Origin of the sequence: Cyclobacterium plantarum (genome assembly GCF_011290685.1) — a bacterium.
Classification (GTDB): Bacteria; Bacteroidota; Bacteroidia; order Cytophagales; family Cyclobacteriaceae; genus Cyclobacterium; species Cyclobacterium plantarum.
In genome coordinates, this window is sequence record NZ_JAANYN010000004.1 from 416,783 (window position 1) to 435,380 (window position 18,598).

The 18,598-nt window shown below is 41.7% G+C and carries 16 protein-coding genes; 11 read left to right on the plus strand and 5 right to left on the minus strand.

Features of this window, described 5'->3' with window-relative positions:
- Window positions 1–60 precede the first annotated feature (60 nt).
- Entirely contained in the window at window positions 61–1,803 is a 1,743-nt protein-coding gene (locus G9Q97_RS11815; protein WP_166147059.1) for an ABC transporter ATP-binding protein, read from the minus strand.
- A 313-nt stretch (window positions 1,804–2,116) separates the two neighbouring features.
- Between G9Q97_RS11815 and G9Q97_RS25390 the strand changes: the two genes are divergently transcribed.
- The 4 genes from G9Q97_RS25390 to G9Q97_RS11830 all read left to right on the plus strand — a co-directional run bounded on the left by G9Q97_RS25390 (window position 2,117) and on the right by G9Q97_RS11830 (window position 7,357).
- Window positions 2,117–2,386 (plus strand): hypothetical protein, encoded by a 270-nt coding sequence (locus G9Q97_RS25390; protein ID WP_394352989.1) that lies wholly within the window; start codon window positions 2,117–2,119, stop codon window positions 2,384–2,386.
- Between the two features lie 351 nt (window positions 2,387–2,737).
- Window positions 2,738–4,867, plus strand: coding sequence for a catalase (locus G9Q97_RS11820; RefSeq protein WP_166147061.1), 2,130 nt, complete (start codon window positions 2,738–2,740; stop codon window positions 4,865–4,867).
- Between the two features lie 74 nt (window positions 4,868–4,941).
- Window positions 4,942–6,462, plus strand: coding sequence for an FAD/NAD(P)-binding protein (locus G9Q97_RS11825; RefSeq protein WP_166147063.1), 1,521 nt, complete (start codon window positions 4,942–4,944; stop codon window positions 6,460–6,462).
- A complete protein-coding gene (locus G9Q97_RS11830; protein ID WP_166147064.1) occupies window positions 6,446–7,357 on the plus strand; it encodes an AEC family transporter in 912 nt (303 codons plus the stop codon). Before G9Q97_RS11825 ends, G9Q97_RS11830 begins: the two co-directional genes overlap by 17 nt.
- Here the strand turns inward: G9Q97_RS11830 and ggt are convergent.
- Window positions 7,346–9,043, minus strand: coding sequence for a gamma-glutamyltransferase (gene ggt / locus G9Q97_RS11835; RefSeq protein ID WP_166147066.1), 1,698 nt, complete (start codon window positions 9,041–9,043; stop codon window positions 7,346–7,348). The genes G9Q97_RS11830 and ggt overlap by 12 nt on opposite strands.
- Window positions 9,044–9,205: 162 nt before the next feature.
- Window positions 9,206–9,544 (minus strand): Hpt domain-containing protein, encoded by a 339-nt coding sequence (locus G9Q97_RS11840; protein WP_166147068.1) that lies wholly within the window; start codon window positions 9,542–9,544, stop codon window positions 9,206–9,208.
- Between the two features lie 273 nt (window positions 9,545–9,817).
- Between G9Q97_RS11840 and G9Q97_RS11845 the strand changes: the two genes are divergently transcribed.
- Together G9Q97_RS11845 and G9Q97_RS11850 are read left to right on the plus strand one after the other, a co-directional pair.
- Complete coding sequence (locus tag G9Q97_RS11845) at window positions 9,818–9,964, plus strand: hypothetical protein (protein WP_166147070.1); 147 nt, start codon at window positions 9,818–9,820, stop codon at window positions 9,962–9,964.
- Between the two features lie 38 nt (window positions 9,965–10,002).
- Complete coding sequence (locus G9Q97_RS11850) at window positions 10,003–10,647, plus strand: DUF7255 family protein (RefSeq protein WP_166147071.1); 645 nt, start codon at window positions 10,003–10,005, stop codon at window positions 10,645–10,647.
- Here G9Q97_RS11850 and G9Q97_RS11855 read toward each other — a convergent pair whose 3' ends face one another.
- Both G9Q97_RS11855 and G9Q97_RS11860 read right to left on the minus strand, forming a co-directional pair.
- On the minus strand, window positions 10,648–11,265 hold the full coding sequence (locus G9Q97_RS11855; RefSeq protein ID WP_166147073.1) for a deoxynucleoside kinase: 618 nt from the start codon (window positions 11,263–11,265) through the stop codon (window positions 10,648–10,650).
- Window positions 11,266–11,277: 12 nt separating this feature from the next.
- Window positions 11,278–12,171, minus strand: a complete 894-nt coding sequence (locus tag G9Q97_RS11860) for a 3-hydroxyacyl-CoA dehydrogenase family protein (RefSeq protein WP_166147075.1) — start codon at window positions 12,169–12,171, stop codon at window positions 11,278–11,280.
- A gap of 219 nt (window positions 12,172–12,390) precedes the next feature.
- Here G9Q97_RS11860 and eat point away from each other — a divergent pair, with 219 nt between their 5' ends.
- Genes eat through G9Q97_RS11885 form a run of 5 tightly spaced genes read left to right on the plus strand, consistent with a single transcriptional unit; the run spans window position 12,391 to window position 18,399 of the window.
- Complete coding sequence (gene eat, locus G9Q97_RS11865; protein ID WP_166147077.1) at window positions 12,391–13,716, plus strand: ethanolamine permease; 1,326 nt, start codon at window positions 12,391–12,393, stop codon at window positions 13,714–13,716.
- Window positions 13,717–13,722: 6 nt separating this feature from the next.
- Complete coding sequence (locus tag G9Q97_RS11870; RefSeq protein WP_166147079.1) at window positions 13,723–15,087, plus strand: glutamine synthetase family protein; 1,365 nt, start codon at window positions 13,723–13,725, stop codon at window positions 15,085–15,087.
- A 39-nt stretch (window positions 15,088–15,126) separates the two neighbouring features.
- Entirely contained in the window at window positions 15,127–16,275 is a 1,149-nt protein-coding gene (locus G9Q97_RS11875; RefSeq protein ID WP_166147081.1) for an iron-containing alcohol dehydrogenase, read from the plus strand.
- 3 nt (window positions 16,276–16,278) lie between these two features.
- Window positions 16,279–17,031: a gamma-glutamyl-gamma-aminobutyrate hydrolase family protein gene (locus G9Q97_RS11880; protein WP_166147083.1), complete on the plus strand. Its 753-nt coding sequence runs from the start codon at window positions 16,279–16,281 to the stop codon at window positions 17,029–17,031.
- A gap of 3 nt (window positions 17,032–17,034) precedes the next feature.
- Window positions 17,035–18,399, plus strand: a complete 1,365-nt coding sequence (locus tag G9Q97_RS11885) for an aldehyde dehydrogenase family protein (RefSeq protein ID WP_166147084.1) — start codon at window positions 17,035–17,037, stop codon at window positions 18,397–18,399.
- The last annotated feature ends 199 nt before the right edge of the window (window positions 18,400–18,598 follow it).

Genomic DNA, 18,598 nt, shown 5'->3' on the forward strand with positions numbered 1-18,598 from the left:
GGTACAGCGTAGAGGTAATTTTTTAAAATCATTAACCTTTGTTTCTGGCTTTACTGGACGCTAAATCCTTGCCTGGAAGGTATACAAGTCATAGTATCTTCCTTCAGAAGCGATGAGTTCTTCGTGCCTTCCTCTCTCCACTATTTTACCCTTTTCAATTACCAAAATCTGGTCGGCCTGGCGTATGGTGCTCAACCTGTGGGCTATAACGAAGGTAGTTCTCCCTCTCATCAAACGTTTAAGACTGGTTTGTATGTAGTTTTCGCTTTCAGCATCCAAATTACTCGTCGCCTCATCCAATATTAAAATCCGGGGATCTGCCAATATGGCACGGGCTATGGCCAGACGCTGTCGTTGTCCTCCGGAAAGTTTGATGCCTCTTTCACCGATGACGGTTTCCAGCCCCTTTTCAAACTGATCTGTAAATTGATTCACATAGGCAGATTCCACGGCTTCCTGCAATGCCGCCTCACTGGCATCGGGTCGGGGAAAAAGGATGTTTTCCCGGATGGTTCCTTCAAAAAGAAAATCATCCTGCAGTACTACACCCAACTGGCTCCTGTAAGAATTCAGATCAACCTGGCTGAGATCTTGCCCATCGATGGTAACCAGTCCGGCCGTTGGATTCAAAAAGGAGGCGACCATACCGGAAATGGTGGTTTTTCCTGAACCGGAACTCCCTACCAATGCGGTAACGGATCCCGGCCTGGCTTCAAAGTCAATGCCCTTGATGACTTCATTGCCGGCTTCGTATCCAAAATGAACGTTCTGGAAAACCACCGATCCTTCAATTTCCGGCAATCGGATATTTCTTTTTGCAGGATCGGCTTCAACTGGTAAGTTCATGAGTTCCTCTGTGCGATCCAATCCTGCAAAAGCCTCTGTTAACTGGCTGCCTATATTACTCATTTGAAGGATAGGAGCGATCATAAAACCCAATAGCAGCGTGAAGGCCAGAAAATCTCCAAAGGTCAATTGTTCTTCCATGATCATGTAGCCGCCAATACCCATGATGCCGGCAGATGCCAGTCCCAGTAAAAAGGTAGCTGCGCTGGTAACAAAACTTGTTGCGGTGAGGCTGCTTTTTACATTCAGAAAAAGCCGGTGAACTCCCGCCTCGAAAATCCTGGTTTCCTGTTTTTCTGCATTAAAGCCCTTGATAACGCGAATACCACCCAGGGTTTCGGTAAGCCTTCCGGTAACTTCTGCATTGATTTTACCCCTTTCGCGAAAAATAGGCCTGATTCTACTAAAAGCTTTCAAAGATATAAAACCGAATATAGCCACTGGTACCAAAACGTATAGCGTCATGGTGGGGCTGATATAAATCAAAAGTACCAGGCTTATGATCGAGGTCAAAACACCACCTACCATTTGTGCCAGGCCTGTTCCCACCAGGTTTCTAACCCCTTCCACATCCGTCATTACCCTGGAAACCAGTTCACCTGTTTTTGCATTGTCAAAAAAACGGATAGGCAAACGAATAATATGGGCCTGTACCTGTGACCTGAGTTTGGCAATGAGGTTCTGTGCCTCCACACTTAATATCTGGGTAAGGGCATAGGACGTAACTGCCTGTAGTGTTACGGCTACGCCGACTGCCAGAAGCAACCATTTCAGTAAATCAAAATCATTGGAAGGAATGACTTCATCCACCAGGTATTTGCTTGCATAAGGAAGGACCAGGCCAGAAAGTCTGCTGATAATGATCAAAACAAGACCAATAAATACATACTTTCTTCTGGGCCAGATAATGGTTTTGAATACGTTCTTTAAACTGACGTTACCGGTTGTTTTTTTCATTAATAGGGAGTTTAACAGGGATCGAATTTAACAATATATTGGTTACAGTCAGCACTTATGTTCATTTTGCTGGCGCCCATTTTGTATAAATCCATTTTAAAATCTTTAAGAGGCCGCCATTGACAACAATTGCGAGAATATAGGTAAGGGAATTGGGTTTAGAAATGTCTAGGTAATTACCTGAAAAAAGCAGCGCACTTTATTGGGTATGGAATTAGTTAAAATGGATTATAAAGTTGAGCATATCGACGAAGATTCCCATTGTCTACAGCGAAAGAAAAAGGGCAAGGGATATAGTTATTAGACGGTAATGATGAAAAAATTACCAACACAAAGCAAATCAGGCGGATCAAAAGCCGTGTCATTCCCCCCCATGTGGACAGAGTTATGCATATGTAAATATCAGGACGGGCATATCCAGGCCACCGGGAGGGATCTTAAGGGGAGAAATCAATACATTTACCATTCAGAATGGGAACGGCAAAGGCAGGAAGAAAAATTTGCACGTATGCAGGAATTTGCAGGGGCTATTAAGTGCATCCTATACTTTTGCAAAAAATTGAAGCAAAAGAAATTCCACTAAAAAATCCTATCAAAAAGAGTAAATCTCCTTTTGTGCTGACAGCCGGCGAAAAGTTGCTAATGAAATTATTGGAAAACTAATTCAGTAATTGGATCAAATAGGGGATAAGAAACGCATGTTTGCTGGTATAAAAAGTTATTTTTTAAATATAAAATTAAAATTTGGCAGGGTGTTTGTCAATTTTTTATGACATTCCAATTTCATTTTCCTGCCATTCCAATGGACTAGGGAAAATGGTTTCAGTATGTTTGTTTTACCTGCCGAAAAAAGCGTCTGGATTTCCATAACAGTGTTTAAAAGGCATTTTTTTTTAACTCCACCATGTTTTAATAAACTTAAACCAAAGTTCTGATGAAAAACCCTAAAAACCAGCACAATCCAAAACTTAAAGATTTGGAGAAAAATACGTTAAAAAATGATAAGGAGGCCATGACCACTGATCAGGGTCTTAAAATCAATGATGATCAAAATAGCCTTAAGGCTGGAGATAGAGGATCTTCTCTTCTTGAAGATTTTATTTTAAGAGAAAAAATCACCCATTTTGATCATGAACGAATTCCTGAACGAATTGTACATGCCAGAGGGTCCGGTGCCCACGGAGTATTTAAACTGCATACTTCACTGGATAAATATACGAAGGCAAAGATATTTACCGAGGTGGGTAAGGAGACGCCGGTCTTCACCCGATTTTCCACGGTAGCAGGATCGAAAGGCAGTACTGATCTGGCCAGAGATGTACGGGGATTTGCTGTGAAATTTTACACCGAAGAGGGAACCTATGATCTGGTGGGGAATAATATGCCCGTTTTTTTTATACAGGATGCCATGAAATTCCCCGATCTGGTGCATGCCGTCAAGCCGGAACCTCATAACGAAGTGCCGCAAGCTGCCTCAGCACACGATACTTTTTGGGATTTTATTTCATTGATGCCAGAGTCCCTTCATATGATCATGTGGGCCATGAGTGACCGTGCCATTCCGCGAAGTTTGCGGATGATGGAGGGCTTTGGAGTCCATACCTTCAGGTTTATCAACGATAATAATGAGTCTACTTTCGTCAAGTTTCACTGGAAACCAAAGTTAGGGATGCACTCGGTGGTATGGGATGAAGCCCAAAAAATATCAGGAAAGGATAGTGATTTTCACAAAAAAGACCTTTGGAATGCCATCGAGGAAGGTGATTTTCCGGAGTGGGACCTTGGAGTACAGCTGATACCTGAGGAGGATGAACATAAATTTGACTTTGACCTGCTGGATGCGACAAAATTGGTTCCTGAGTCTGAGGTGCCAGTACAGCTAGTGGGCACCATGACCCTGAACCGTAACCCGTCAAACTTTTTTGCCGAAACCGAGCAGGTTGCATTTCATCCGGGACACCTTGTTCCGGGAATTGATTTCACCAATGACCCTTTATTACAGGGCAGGTTGTTCAGTTATACCGATACCCAACTCAGCCGACTTGGAAGCCCAAATTTCCACGAGATTCCGATCAACAGATCCATCAATCCTGTCAGAAATAACCAAAGGGATGGCCACATGCGGCAGCAAATCAACGAAGGAGCGTCCAGTTATCATCCGAATTCCATTGCAGATGGATGTCCATTCCAGGCGATGATGAAGGATGGTGGATTTCACAGTCATGAGGAGCGCATAGACGGACACAAGGTACGTACCCGAAGCAGGTCATTTATGGACCACTTTAGTCAGGCAAAACTTTTCTTTAACAGCCAGACCAAAACCGAGCAGCAGCACATTATCAATGCACTGCAATTTGAGCTATCGAAAGTTTCCAGGCCTCATATCAGAGAAAATATGGTGAATCAATTGACCAATATAAACATGGATATGGCCAAATCGGTAGCCCAGGCTCTTGGCGTACCTGTCCCAAAGAAACCTGCTGAGCCCCTTAATGAAGGAAAACCGGCTGATGCTGACAAAGGCCATTATACTCCTATTGTGAAGGAGCCACAAACACAATCGGATGATGCGCTAAGCATTATTAAAAACCTTAAGAATGCGACAAAAACAAGGAAGATAGCGTTTTTGACACTGGGAAAACACGACGGCAAGCAATTGGGTGACTTGAACCAAAAACTGAAAAAAGCCGGAGCAAAGTTACAGGTTGTTTCTACCGGGCTCGGAACGCTCAAGTCCGATTCGGGAGAAGAGGTTGAAATTGCAGCCACCTTGTTTAACTCGGATGCGGTACTTTTTGATGCGCTGGTAATAGCCGGAGGAGATAAAAATGGAACTGCATTGTTGTCTAAAGGAAAAGCGAAGGAATTTGTCACGGACACCTTTAATCATTGCAAACCAATACTGATCCTCTCGGATGCATCGGCATTCATAGATGAACTTGGATTGCCCTGCTGCAAAGGTGCAGCGAAAAGTGCTTCAGAATTATTTATCGATACATCGATTGATGGTTTCCTGAAGTCGCTTTCCAAACACCGGCATTGGGAAAGAGAAGAGCTGATCTAGGATAAATTGAACCGTGGTTTTATTCACGGTTTTTTTTATATTCACTACCTAAAAAAATCTTAAAAAATCAAAAAATGAACCATATTGCCATTATCGGAGGGGGGGCGTGCGGGGTAGCAGTATTTGTGGATCTTTTTCACCAAATAGGCCTATCCGGCAAACCGCAAGCTTTTTCTATTCATTGGTATGAAGAAGATGAGCAATTTGGAAAAGGATTGGCATTCGGTACCGACCAGCCTGGGCATATATTGAATACACAGGCAGACCTAATGGGGATATTTCCTGAGGAGCCGGATCATTTTGCCAAATGGCTGGATGAAAATGGAGGAAAGTCAAACAAGGCTGTTAAAGGTGGAGGAAAACTGGAAGACAGCTATACCTCCCGAAATTTTTATGGGAATTACCTGCGTGAACAGATGCAAGTGTACCTTCGGCATGCCCAAAATTTAGGATTGTCTGTAGTGCAGTATAAGCAGCGGGCAGAAAAAATTGACTTTGAAGCAGGTAAGTACAGGATTACAACCAATGAAGGAATAATGGCCCACTTGGCAGATAAGGTAATACTGGCAGTAGGCACGCCAAAACCGAATAAATTCAGTGAGCTTAGATCCAATAAGAATTATATAGATTTCCCCTGGCCATCTAATAGGATTTTAAAAAAATACAGGGAGCACCGGAATATTGGGATCCTGGGTAGCAGTCTGAGTGCCATAGATACGGTGATTACGCTACTAGATAACGATTATGCCGGACAGATTTACCTTTTTTCTCCGGATGGCCTGATGCCAAAAGTACAACCAGTAGAAAATAAAAATGTAGAAAGAAAATTCCTCACATTATCAAATCTCAATCGCTGGAAAAGAGAAAGGATGCAGCCCATCCCCGTTAAGCTCCTGTTTCGTTGGTTTTTACAGGAATTGGAAGTAATAACCGGAAATCCTGTACGAGCAAAATCTCTAAACAGGGTAGGATTACCAGCAGATCAGTTATTGGACAAGGATATTGAATGGGCTGAGAAACGAGGGGATCCCGTGGTTAATTTGGCATATTCGCTCAGGCATGAAGCTTCTGCCCTTTGGGATGCTTTATCAGTGGAAGAAAAAATCAAATTTAAAAAGTGGCTGGGACCCCATTGGGCAATCAATCGACACGGAATGCCACTTCATAATGCTTACAAATTAAAAAGAGCCTTTGATATGGGTAAGTTGAAGGTTATTCCTTTTTTTGAAAACCTGGAAGAGGATAGGGGAGAAGGGGCCAATTTTATAATGAAAACGGTCAGTGGAGCAAGTTATGAAGTAGGATTATTAATCAATGCCACTGGTAGTCCCGGGGCATTGGATCAAATGGGTAATGCCCTCATCACCTATTTATTGGAAAAAAAATTGATAAGAAGTCATCCGGTGGGGGGTGCTGTGGTCAATCCCAGGACCATGCAATTATTTTCTCCCGCCGGAGGCAATGGTATCTTTGCGGTTGGCCATTTGGTTAATGGGATGCTGATGGACGTTAATGCCGTTTGGTTTAATGTGAAAACCGTAAGAAACCTGACTCAGGAAATATTATTTAGAATTTTGGATGGAAATAACGATTGAGCTTTACAAATCCTTGTTTCCTTTCCTGCTATGCCTGCTGATCGGCTATTTGGGAATAAAGAAATTGGACATCAATAAGAATTGGCTTACGTATCCACTGGTCTATTTTTTCATGCCCTTTCTGGTGATTTATCACATTTTGAGTGCAGATGCAGAAATATTGGTTTTTCTTTCTGTCATTTCCTTTACGATGGCCTCTCTGATGGTTATTCCTGCTATTCTTACCTACCGCAAACTTGGTAAAAATGAATACCTGATCAAAAGTTCTTTCTCATTTTTTAATGTGGCCTTTTTCGGTATTCCTACCTTCGCCGCAATCTATGGTCCGGAAAGCATAAGCAGCCTGATCTGCATTTACGTGGGCACGGCTTTATTTGGAGACCTGATTGGATTCTATCAGGTAGCCAGACCAAAATTTGGAAGGGCTGAAGCTTTTTTCAAAGTTTTAAAAACACCCTTTATCTATGCATTTGCTTTGGCCATTGGCTTAAAAGTGTTTGGTGCTTCAAATCCCGACTATTTGGATTTCCCGGCAGATGTGACTGGAAACCTGGTCTCAGCTGCCGGTATGCTGATCATAGGGTTTAATTTGAAAGAAGTATCCATAAAATCATTTCAATGGAAAACCATATCCTGGATCCTGGGAATCCGAATGATCAGTGCAATAGTTATTATTGCGGTCCTGTTAGGGTTAGAATATTTTTGTTTTGATGTTCTGGAAAGCAAAGACCGTCAAATGCTGGGCATGGTATCATTATTTCCGATTGCAGCCAATGTGACGGTCTTTGCAAGTTTATTTCAACACAATGAAAGAGCATCTGCTCTATTGATACTATTTTCCATGGTCCTTTCCCTCATTGCCATCCCCATCTTCGCTGCTTTGTTAATAGCCTGAAGCAGCATCCATGCCCCTGGGATCCGCGCCACCTTCCATAATTCCGTCCTCCAACACCAATATGGCATCTACCCTTCCAATGCCATTTCTTTCACTCAGTTCGTGTCCCTTATTGCGAAGGCTTTCCAGAATATTTTCCCTTTCAAAATCCTTTTCAAAACTGATTTGATCAGGTTTCCACTGACTGTGAAACCGTTTTTCATTGATGGCTTCCTGCATACCCATCCCAAATTCAATAACATTCACAACCACCTGAAAGACCGAAGTGGGAATGGTGGATCCTCCAGGAGTACCTACCACCATAAATAATTCATTGTTTTTTTCGATGATAGTGGGTGTCATGGAGCTTAACATTCTCTTTTCCGGTTCAATTTTATTGGCCTCACCACCCAAAACACCAAACATATTTGGGAATCCTGGTTTGATGGAAAAATCATCCATCTCATTGTTGAGTAGAAAACCGGCGCCATCTACCATGACTTTGGATCCCATTCCACCATTGAGCGTTGTGGTGCAGGAAACCGCATTGCCTTCTTTGTCCACAATGGAAAAATGAGTGGTTTCCTCACTCATGGATAATATTTTGCCCTCCATGATCAGGTCCGAAGGCGTAGCTTTTTGAGGATCAAAATTACTAAACCTTTGCGAAAGGTAGCTGTCATCCAAAAGTTCATCCACAGGTACGGGATAGAAATCCGAATCGGCCATAAAAGCCGCCCTATCCGCAAAAATTCTTCTTTCCATTTCAGTCTTCAAATGCAGGTATTCAGCATAGGATTCACCCTGATTGGAAACCTGATCGTTTTCCATGATTCCCAGCATTTGCAATATAATCAAACCGCCACTGCTGGGAGGTCCCATGGTAATAATATTAAAATCTTTATAACTTCCCGTCAATGGCTCCCTCCAGGTACTTTCATATTTTTCCAGATCTTCCAGACTGATGATTCCACCGCCTCTTTCCATTTCAGCGATAATGTAATCTGCGACTTCTCCACTGTAAAACCCGGCTCTCCCTTTGTCTCTGATAAGTTTCAGGGTATTGGCCAATTGCACCTGTTTAAATACATCTCCTGCTTTCCAGGCTTTACCAGTAAATTGAATAGGATCCACGGAGGAATATTTTTTCAAATTTTCTGAAGCTCTTGTAAAATAGGCAGCTTCATTTTCACTGAGTGCAAACCCTTCTTCAGCCAGCCTGATGGCAGGGTTGATCAATTTAGCCCATTCCATTGAGCCCAATTTTTCATGTGCTTTCACCATTCCATCTACAGAACCCGGAACACCTGAAGCCAAATGACCATTTTGGCTTTTTTCAGGCAAGGCATCACCATTTTCATCAATATACATGTCCCTGCTGGCGGCCAAAGGAGCTTTTTCCCTGTAATCCAGGGAATGGTATTGCCCCTCGGATTCGCGGATCACCATAAATCCTCCTCCGCCAATGTTTCCTGCCTGTGGATAGACTACTGCCAATGCCATTTGAACCGCAATGGCCGCATCGACTGCATTTCCGCCTTCCTGTATGATATCCTTACCTACCTTGGAAGCCAGAGGGTGAGCAGATACTACAATGGCATTTTCTGCCAAAAGACCAATGGCTTTTTCTTTAGGTTGGCAGGAATATCCTAAGACCAATAGGAAAAGTACAACGCAGCGATTTTCTTTACAGAAATAATTTTTCATTTTTATAAGTTAGTGGTTGTGGTTGAACCGCGGGAAAAAGCTTTATCCCACAATGATTTTTTTAAAAGGATATTTTGGGTGAAAATCAGGCCTAAATTATAAAAATCAAACTAAATATTTTCAAAATAACCTTATTTTCTCACTTAAAATTTGAAAAAGGATTTACTGATTTATTTTTTTTAAAAAAGAATGGAGGTCTTCCTCCAACTCATGGAGAATTAGCAGCAGCTCATCATAATATATCGGAAATTGACCCCTGATGTCTAATTCGATGGTTTCTATTAATCCATTAATACCCGAAGCACCCAAAAAGCCAAAAACTGGCTTGGACTTATGAAATTTTTGTTTGATGGCTTCAATTTCACCCAGATCATACAAAGGCATTAAATTCTTTAGATCCTGTATGTTTAAATCAATTACCAATTCAATTATTTCATAAATCAGTTCAATGTCCTGATCAAAATAATGATAGATCATATCCGGTTTGATCTGTTTATACATAAAAGGTGAAGTCTAAACTAACAGGTGATGTTTTGAGAAATTCATTGTTTGATTACTACTGCAATTTAACGCAATAATAAGGCCCAAAGGATGTAAATTGAAAATAAATAAAGATTAAATTTACTCATATTTACTAAAAAATGAACAGCTATAGCATAGTAAATTGATAATAAAGGCGTTGTTAGCCTTTTGTTCGTTCAAAAATATGTTTACAAGAAGGAACTATTTAAAATGACAGTGGTTAATTTTGAGTAAATGTAAGCCGTTCTGAAAATGAATAGAAATAAGTGGATATTCCTTATTTTTGGCATGCTGTTTTTACTGGCCATGCTTTTGATTGGATTAGATATGTCTTCCAAAACTACCTTTCCAGGATCAAAACCTAATTTGAAGGAAAGAATTGAGCAAAACCAGCCTTAGTCCTGCACAGTTTTTGTGTTTCAATGATCTAATTGTCTATGTACCAACAAAAAGTTTCTCAAATCATTCAGTCACTTGATATGCTGGAAGTTTCCTGTGAACTTGATTTTAAATTGCCTGTTAATGAATCACTCTTAACCGGAAAAGGGGAAAAATTACTTTTAGACGCTTATGGTGATCTCAATGGGAAGGGTGCCATGCCTACTTTAAAAAATTTAAAAATTCCAATAAAAGTAGGAAAAAATGTATTGCTTTATGACGATTCCAAACATTTTAACAGGTATAGGTTAGCCACTTTAAAGTCATCGCTTTACCAGGTCTTTAATTTCCCCTGGCACGCGGGGTATTTGAGAATGTGTCGGGCTCATGAAAGGGAATGTCTGCTTTCCGGTTTACAAGATAGGGTGTGGAAAGGTCCTCCCTTAGCGTCAAGCTGCTTTGGGCCTGCTGAGGAAGCCGGTGATTTATCAGGAAACGGGGCATCAGGTTGGAAGTTAAATGCTTACAATGACTTGCAATATGACCTGATTTCACGCTTGCATGGCTACAGATTGATGAGGATTCCCGCCTATGAAAACCTGATGATCGGAGGTCAGCTTCAAAGAGTGGATAAACTTTTGCTACATCCGGGTCCCGATTTGCTAAAAACCATCGGTACCTGGTTGCTTAGGAAAATGTCCTGATTATGTAAACAGCCCAAAAAGTTCACGGTCTATTTTGCCCACGATCTCAGAAAAATGCCCTCTATTATCCACAAAATTCATTTCGTTTACATCGATCACCAATAGTTTTCCTTGCTTGTAGCCAGATATCCAGTTTTGATAATGGTCATTCAAACTTTTCAGATAGGAGATTTGGATGGTTTTTTCATATTGCCTGCCCCTTTTCTCTATTTGATCTACCAACTTGGGAATATCTGCTTTCAGATAAATCAATAAGTCAGGGGGACTGACAAACATTTCCATAGAATGATACAATTCAAGATAGTTATTATAATCCCTGCTGGATATTAATTTGGTCTCATGGAGGTTTGCAGCAAATATATGGGCATCTTCGTAGATGGTTCTATCCTGAATGGTTGAATTTGGACTATTTTGAATTCTCCTTACCTGATTGAATCGGCTGTGGAGGAAATGTACCTGCAAATGAAACGACCATTTGCGCATGTTGTCATAAAAATCAACCAGGTATGGATTTTCTTCCACGGATTCAAACTCAGCCTGCCAGCCATAATGTACTGCTAATTTTTTCACCAAGGTGGTTTTTCCACTACCAATGTTTCCTGATACGGCGATATGCATAATTTGTAAAACTTAATGGTTGTTGAAATAATATGCGACCTGCTTCTGTTTTGTTCCAGATTGATATTCGTAAAAACCTGCTCCGCTTTTCTTTCCACGGTATCCTGCGTTCACCAGGTTAACCAAAAGGGGACAAGGTGCATATTTGTTGGATCCCATACCCTCCTGAAGAACTTTAAGGATGGCCAAACATACATCCAAACCTATTAAATCTGCAAGTTCTAATGGCCCCATGGGGTGGGCCATGCCCAAATGCATGACCTGGTCTATTTCCTCCACTCCAGCCACTCCTTCATGCAGGCTGAAAATAGCCTCATTGATCATGGGCATCAAAATCCTGTTTGCGATAAAACCCGGGTAATCCTTAACCATAACCGGGCTTTTTCCCAAAGATGCTGTCACTTTCAAAATGGCATTTACTGTCTCCCGGGAAGTATTGATTCCCGATATGACTTCTACAAGTTTCATTACCGGTACGGGATTCATAAAATGCATTCCGATGACCTTATCCGGCCTTTTGGTAAAAGCAGCAAGTTTGCCTATAGAAATAGACGAGGTATTGCTGGACAGGATGCATGTTTTGGGGCAAAATTTATCCAATTGCTGAAAGATCTTTGCCTTGGCATCAAACTCTTCAATTACGGCTTCTACTACCAGGTCCGCCGACTCAACGCCTTTTTTTAAATCACCTTCCGGTTGAATGTTTCTAACTGTTTCTTTAACTTTCTGATAGTCAATAAGACCTTTTACCTGTTGCCTTTTCAGGTTCATTTCTATGGATTCCATGGCGTTTTTCAGTGGTTCTTTGTCCTTGTCAATCAGTTGAACCTCAAATCCTTGCTGAGCAAAAGTGTGGGCGATACCACTTCCCATGGTTCCTGCACCTATTACGGATACTTTTTTCATTAAATTTAATTTTGCCGTTTTACAAATGGGTTATTTATTCAATTTCTTAGAAATTATGCGTCTTGGGGATTTTATTTTAAGCTTAATTGATCAAGCGATAAATTTAAATCAAATAAATTTCTATTTTTGGTGAGATCAGTTGATCGCAATTATTTTCTTCTAATAGCACCTTCATTTCTTTTGGAATAGTCTCTTTTATCAATTAAAAGTAAAATTAGCATGAATCATACCAGCCCCGTCCAGGACAGCCAATTAAAAAAGACTTTAGGACCATTTATGTTGTGGGGGTTGGGAGTGGGATATGTCATTTCAGGGAATTATTTTGGATGGAATCTGGGACTTGCTGAGGGAGGTACATGGGGAGCCGCAATTGCCATTTTTTTTATCATCATCATGTATATCACCTTTACCTTCAGCTATACGGAAATGGCCTGTGCCATTCCAAAAGCCGGTGGGGCGTTTTCTTATGCAGAGAGGGGTTTGGGAAAGCATTTGGGGTTTCTGGCCGGAATGTCCCAAAATATAGAATTCATTTTTGCTCCCCCGGCCATAGCTTCCGCCATCGGGGCATATTTCGGGATTTTTTTTCCGGAGTGGAATATTTTATACATAGGGATAGCGGCTTACCTGATTTTTACCGGTTTAAATGTGGTTGGTTTAGAGGTAGCTGCGACATTTGAACTTTTTATTACCATTGTGGCTGTGTTGGGATTATTGTTTTTTGCCGGCGTTACGCTGCCTGAATTCAAGTTTGAAAACTTACAAATACAAGGCTTTCATCAGGGCTATGCCGGAATCGTTGCTGCGATTCCATTTGCCATCTGGTTTTTTCTGGCCATAGAAGGGGTAGCCAATGTGGCAGAAGAAACGATAAATCCACAGAAAAACATTTTAAAAGGCTTTGGTTTTGCTTTGCTTACCCTGGTAATTCTCTGCATTTTGACTTTTGCGTCTGCGGTTGGAGTTGGTGGATGGGAGGCCATTGTATACCCAGATGATTCAGGAATAGCCTCAGACTCTCCCTTGCCCCTGGCTATGAGCATGGTGGTAGGAGAAGGACATTGGAATTATCAAATCTTAACCTTCATTGCGCTATTCGGCCTGGTGGCCTCTTTTAATGGGATCATTTTGGCAGCTGGCCGAACCACCTTTGAGTTTGGAAGAGTGGGGTATGCCCCCCCGGCTATTGGCAAGGTGAACAAACGATTTAAGACTCCGGGCAATGCCTTGCTGTTTAACATGCTCATTGGGATCATTGCTTTGCTTACAGGCAAGACGGGTGAAATCATCACCATCGCTGTATTTGGTGCTTTGGGCCTTTACATCTTATCGATGATTGCCTGTTTAAAACTTAGAAAAAACGAACCTGATCTGTATAGGCCTTTTAAAGTTCCTTTTTACCCGCTTTTCCCTGTGGTAGCCCTGATTATTGCAAGTATTTCAATGATTGCGATGGTAATTTACAATTTTAACCTGGCCTTGATATTTTTCGCCATGCTCCTGGGTTCCTACCTGTTTTTCAAATTATTTATTCACAAAGCCTGACAGCACATGAAAACTACAAAAGAAGGTCTTATTGAAGAATTGAAAGCCAAATCCTGTAACAAGATTAAATTGGCCATAGTGGATATTGATGGGGTTTTGAGGGGAAAGGTAGTATCCCTGGACAAATTTATTTCCATGCTGGATGGGGGCTTGGGCTTTTGTGCTGTGGTGTTTGGCTGGGATATGGAGGACAAATCTTATGATAATGTTTCCGTCACAGGTTGGCATACCGGCTATCCGGATTTTCAGGCCCGGATAGATTTGTCTACCCAAAGACAAATCCCCTGGGATCAGGACATGCCATTTTTTCTGGCTGATTTTGAAAAGGACAAGGATCAGGGAGCCTTGGTTTGCCCGAGGTCATTATTAAAACGGATCAAACAAAAAGCACTGGATGCCGGATTTATGCCTCAATTCTCTCAGGAATTTGAATGGTTTAACTTTGAAGTTACCCCGGAAGCTTTTGGAAATGAGAAACCGGATCTGGCCAAACCCATGACACCGGGAATGTTTGGTTATTCCATTCTAAGGGCCTCTCTGAAAAGCGAATATTTCAATGACTTGTTTGAACTCTGCCATAGGTTTGAAATTCCTTTGGAAGGTTTACATACCGAAACAGGCCCTGGCGTGTACGAAGCGGCGATTCAATACAGCGAAATTCTCCTGGCAGCAGACCGGGCAGTTTTGTTTAAAACCAGCGTAAAGGAAATTGCCTACAGGCATGGATTGATGGCTACCTTCATGGCCAAGTGGTCTGAGACACTTCCGGGAAACGGAGGGCATGTGCACCAAAGCCTTTGGGACAAAAACCTTGAAAATAACCTTTTCTATGAGCCAGAGGGTAAATGGCAGATGAGCAAAGTGATGGAACAGTATATTGCTGGTCAACTGCACTGTCTGCCCTATATGCTTCCCATGTTTGCGCCCACCATAAATAGCTACAAAAGGCTGGTGGAAGGAGCCTGGGCACCAACAACCCTTACATGGGCGAGAGATAACAGGACTACAGCCCTGAGGGTGCTGTCTGGTGGAAAAAAATCTACCCGGCTGGAAACCAGGGTAATTGGCTCGGATGTCAACCCTTATCTGGCCATGGCCGCCTGTCTGGCAGCCGGATTATATGGGATTGAGCAGCAGTTGGAATTGAATAAAACAGCGACTGTCGGTAATGGATACAAAGACTATTCCAATGGAACCATACCCACTTCCCTTAAAGAAGCCAGCAGCCTCATGAAAAATTCCGATTTGGCCAATGACCTTTTTGGAGAAGCTTTTGTCCAGCATTTCTGTAAAACCAGGGAATGGGAGTGCAGGGAATTTGATGCTAAAGTTACCGATTGGGAAAGAAAAAGATATTTTGAAATCATCTGATTTTTACAAAAAACACCCCTATTTATTACCGTACAAAAAATGAATATACAAGATAAATTCAACTTTAATTTCCCCACCCAGATCCGATTTGGAGTAGGGGTCATTTCGGAGCTTGCTGAATACCTGAAAGCCCATCATCTAAGCCGTCCTCTTTTGGTTACCGATCCTTTGGTAAAAGAACTGGATTTTTTTAAAAAAATAACCGCTGATCTCTCTCGCGTTGGTATTGCTGTAGAGGTATTTTCGGATGTACATAAAAATCCCGTAAAATCAGATGTACATAAGGGAAAAGAACAGTATCAATCTACACAGAGAGATGCTATTGTAGGGATTGGGGGAGGAGTGGCACTGGATGTTTCCCGGGCCATTGCCTTAAGTATCAACCACCACAGGGATTTGTTTGATTATGATGATTTGATCGGAGGCGATCAATACGTTACTGAGCCAATCCCCCATTTTATCACTGTTCCTACTACAGCCGGCACCGGAAGTGAGGTAGGCAGAAGTGCCATCATTTCTGAGGATGAAAGCAAGAAGAAAAGGATACTCTTCGCCCCTTCATTGATGGCAAAAATGGTTTTTGCCGATCCAAAGTTGACCTTGGATTTGCCTCCTTTTGTGACAGCGGCCACAGGCATGGACGCGCTTACCCACAATATTGAAGCTTATTTGTCAAAAAATTGGCACCCGATGTGTAGTGGAATTGCCTTAGAGGGGATTCAATTGATTGGAGAATCTTTGGAAAAGGCTACTTTGCAACCTGATCTGCTTTCCAGAAGTAAAATGCTGATGGCTTCTATGATGGGGGCCATAGCCTTCCAGAAAGGTCTCGGAATTGTTCACAGCCTTGCCCATCCCTTGTCCAGTTTACTGGACACCCACCATGGTCTGGCAAATGCGGTAAATTTACCATATGGTCTTGATTTCAATTATGAAGGCAGCGAAGAAAGGTTTGATCAAATGGCTCTTAAGTTAGGTTTTAACAAAGGAGAAGGGCATCAATTAAACGGTTTTATCAAAGAATTGAATGTGAAATTAGGCTTACCGACCCATCTTTCCGGGATAGGTGTTAATAAATCCCATATTCCCACCCTTTCTGCTTTGGCGATTGCTGACTTTTGTCACCCAAATAATCCTAAGCCTGTTAGCCAAAAGGATTTTGAAACTATTTATCTTACAGCACTTTAATTTATGTTGAAAATAGGCATCAGTTCCTGCTTTATGTATCCGGATCCATCCAGGCTTGTATTTGGACCAAAAAATCTTGCCTATGTGGAATCAGATATGTTCAGGTACGTAGCACAGGAGGGGGTTCTTCCGGTCTTGATTCCTGATCTTCCGTTTGATAAGTTGGTAGAAATACTTACGGAATTGGATGGATTTGTGTTTCAGGGTGGGACAGACCTTTCCCCTCAAACCTATGGAGAGGAACCCATACAGGCAGGAAAATGGCTAGGTGACCCTTATCGGGACAAGTATGAAATGGCTATAATGGATTTTGCAGTCCGTCAAAAGAAACCTGTCCTTGCCATTTGCCGGGGGATCCAATTATTGAATGTGTATTTTGGAGGGACCCTCTATCAGGATATTGCCACCCAGGTACCCCAGTCCATTATTCACAGGAATGCAGCAAAGTACGATAGCCTGACTCATCAGATCACCTTTGCAAAAAATGAAACCCTTGACATAATATATAAAGGCATCGAAAACCGAATGGTAAACTCAGTTCACCATCAGGGAATCAAAACACTGGGAAAAGGTTTGAAAATTCTTGCAAGGTGTTCCGAGGATGGTATGATTGAAGCTGTAGAAGCCAATATGGCCCCGAATAGAAACATCATTGGGGTTCAATGGCATCCTGAGTTTTCAGTCGGAAAAGGAAAACCCTTGCTTGACCCTTTAAAATTATATGCTTACTTTATAGAAAAAGTAAAAAACCAATAAATAATGGACATCATTAACCCTGCCACAGGTCAGCTTGTAGAATCATTGCCCGTAGACAATGCGGAAAGTGTCAATGAAAAAATAAAAAGATTACAATCAGGTCAGTCTAAATGGGCCAAAGTTCCCCTGGAAGAAAGGATTTCCATAATTAGTCGTTTTGGTAATCTGGTCAGGGAAAACCTGGAAGAACTGTCCCTGCTGCTCAGCCGGGAAACCGGAAAACCCCTTCAGCAAGCGAAAAATGAAATTACAGGAGCACATAACCGAATAGTTCATATAGAGACGGCGGCTGCCAAATGGTTGTCTCAGGAAATGGTGACAGCAGATGGTCCGACCAGGGAGCTAATTGTCTATGAACCCCTGGGGGTTATAGCCAACATATCAGCTTGGAATTTTCCCTACAATGTGGGTTATAATGTTTTTTTATATGCCCTGGTAGCAGGAAATGCAGTAGCCTACAAGCCCTCTGAATATGCCAGCCTGACCGGTTTAAAGTTTAGAGAACTGCTTTGGAAAGCAGGCGTACCAGAAAATGCTTTTGAATGTTTTATTGGTGGGCCTGCTGTTGGAGAAATGCTTTTGGAAGCAGATTTGGATGGCTACTTTTTTACCGGATCTTACAGAACCGGAAAATATATTGCAAAGAAAGTGGCAGAAAAACTGGTACCTGTACAATTGGAGCTTGGAGGCAAAGATCCCTTATACGTAATGGATGATGTACTTGATGTCAAACAGGCTGCCCTCAATGCGGCTGAGGGAGCATTTTACAACAATGGACAAAGCTGTTGTGCGGTGGAGAGGATTTACGTGCATGAGCGCATTTTCGATGAATTTGTAGCTGCTTTTGTGACTGAAGTGGAGGCATATCCCATTGGTGACCCTTTAGATCCAAAAACTTTTATAGGCCCCCTTACCAGAAAGGATCAATTGGATATCATTTTGGATCAAATTCAGGATGCAATCCGGCAGGGTGCCCGCTTAGAGACGGGGGGTAGGCGTTGGGGAGAAAAGGGGTTCTACCTGCGGCCAACAGTATTGACAGGGGTGAATCACAAAATGGCTGTCATGAAAGAAGAGTCTTTTGGTCCAGTTATTGGCATTCAATCCGTTGCAAACGATGAAGAAGCCCTCACCTTAATGAAAGATACCGATTACGGTTTGACAGCCGCGGTTTTTTCAGCAAATGAGAAAAGGGCAAAAAATATTTTGGAGCAGCTTCCCACAGGTACGGCCTATTGGAACTGCTGCGATAGGGTAAGTCCGAATTTGCCCTGGACAGGAAGAAAAAATTCTGGATTGGGGGTCACTTTGTCACATTTGGGAATAAGGGCCTTTACCCACCCCAAAGCCTATCATTTAAGAGATTGAATCCAAATGTCGCGTATGTGGTCTTTCCTTTAATTTTATATTAAATTTTTAACTTTTTATTTATAATTAAATAAAGACGGACAGATAGTTAGAAATTTTTTTATTTATCATTTTTGTATAAATATTTATTTTAATTTTAAATATTAATTATATTTAGAATTAAAGATTTGTATTTCCTTTCTTAAGAGGTTTTTATAAA

What these genes read in the sequence shown, in the direction of transcription:
- G9Q97_RS25390 (WP_394352989.1), top strand. Translation starts at nt 2,117, where the DNA reads ATGAAAAAATTACCAACACAAAGCAAATCAGGCGGATCAAAAGCCGTG.
- G9Q97_RS11845 (WP_166147070.1), top strand. Translation starts at nt 9,818, where the DNA reads ATGAATAGAAATAAGTGGATATTCCTTATTTTTGGCATGCTGTTTTTA.
- G9Q97_RS11830 (WP_166147064.1), top strand. Translation starts at nt 6,446, where the DNA reads ATGGAAATAACGATTGAGCTTTACAAATCCTTGTTTCCTTTCCTGCTA.
- G9Q97_RS11820 (WP_166147061.1), top strand. Translation starts at nt 2,738, where the DNA reads ATGAAAAACCCTAAAAACCAGCACAATCCAAAACTTAAAGATTTGGAG.
- G9Q97_RS11880 (WP_166147083.1), top strand. Translation starts at nt 16,279, where the DNA reads ATGTTGAAAATAGGCATCAGTTCCTGCTTTATGTATCCGGATCCATCC.
- eat (WP_166147077.1), top strand. Translation starts at nt 12,391, where the DNA reads ATGAATCATACCAGCCCCGTCCAGGACAGCCAATTAAAAAAGACTTTA.
- G9Q97_RS11860 (WP_166147075.1), bottom strand. Translation starts at nt 12,171, where the DNA reads ATGAAAAAAGTATCCGTAATAGGTGCAGGAACCATGGGAAGTGGTATC.
- G9Q97_RS11850 (WP_166147071.1), top strand. Translation starts at nt 10,003, where the DNA reads ATGTACCAACAAAAAGTTTCTCAAATCATTCAGTCACTTGATATGCTG.
- G9Q97_RS11840 (WP_166147068.1), bottom strand. Translation starts at nt 9,544, where the DNA reads ATGTATAAACAGATCAAACCGGATATGATCTATCATTATTTTGATCAG.
- G9Q97_RS11825 (WP_166147063.1), top strand. Translation starts at nt 4,942, where the DNA reads ATGAACCATATTGCCATTATCGGAGGGGGGGCGTGCGGGGTAGCAGTA.
- G9Q97_RS11815 (WP_166147059.1), bottom strand. Translation starts at nt 1,803, where the DNA reads ATGAAAAAAACAACCGGTAACGTCAGTTTAAAGAACGTATTCAAAACC.
- G9Q97_RS11875 (WP_166147081.1), top strand. Translation starts at nt 15,127, where the DNA reads ATGAATATACAAGATAAATTCAACTTTAATTTCCCCACCCAGATCCGA.
- G9Q97_RS11855 (WP_166147073.1), bottom strand. Translation starts at nt 11,265, where the DNA reads ATGCATATCGCCGTATCAGGAAACATTGGTAGTGGAAAAACCACCTTG.
- G9Q97_RS11885 (WP_166147084.1), top strand. Translation starts at nt 17,035, where the DNA reads ATGGACATCATTAACCCTGCCACAGGTCAGCTTGTAGAATCATTGCCC.
- G9Q97_RS11870 (WP_166147079.1), top strand. Translation starts at nt 13,723, where the DNA reads ATGAAAACTACAAAAGAAGGTCTTATTGAAGAATTGAAAGCCAAATCC.
- ggt (WP_166147066.1), bottom strand. Translation starts at nt 9,043, where the DNA reads ATGAAAAATTATTTCTGTAAAGAAAATCGCTGCGTTGTACTTTTCCTA.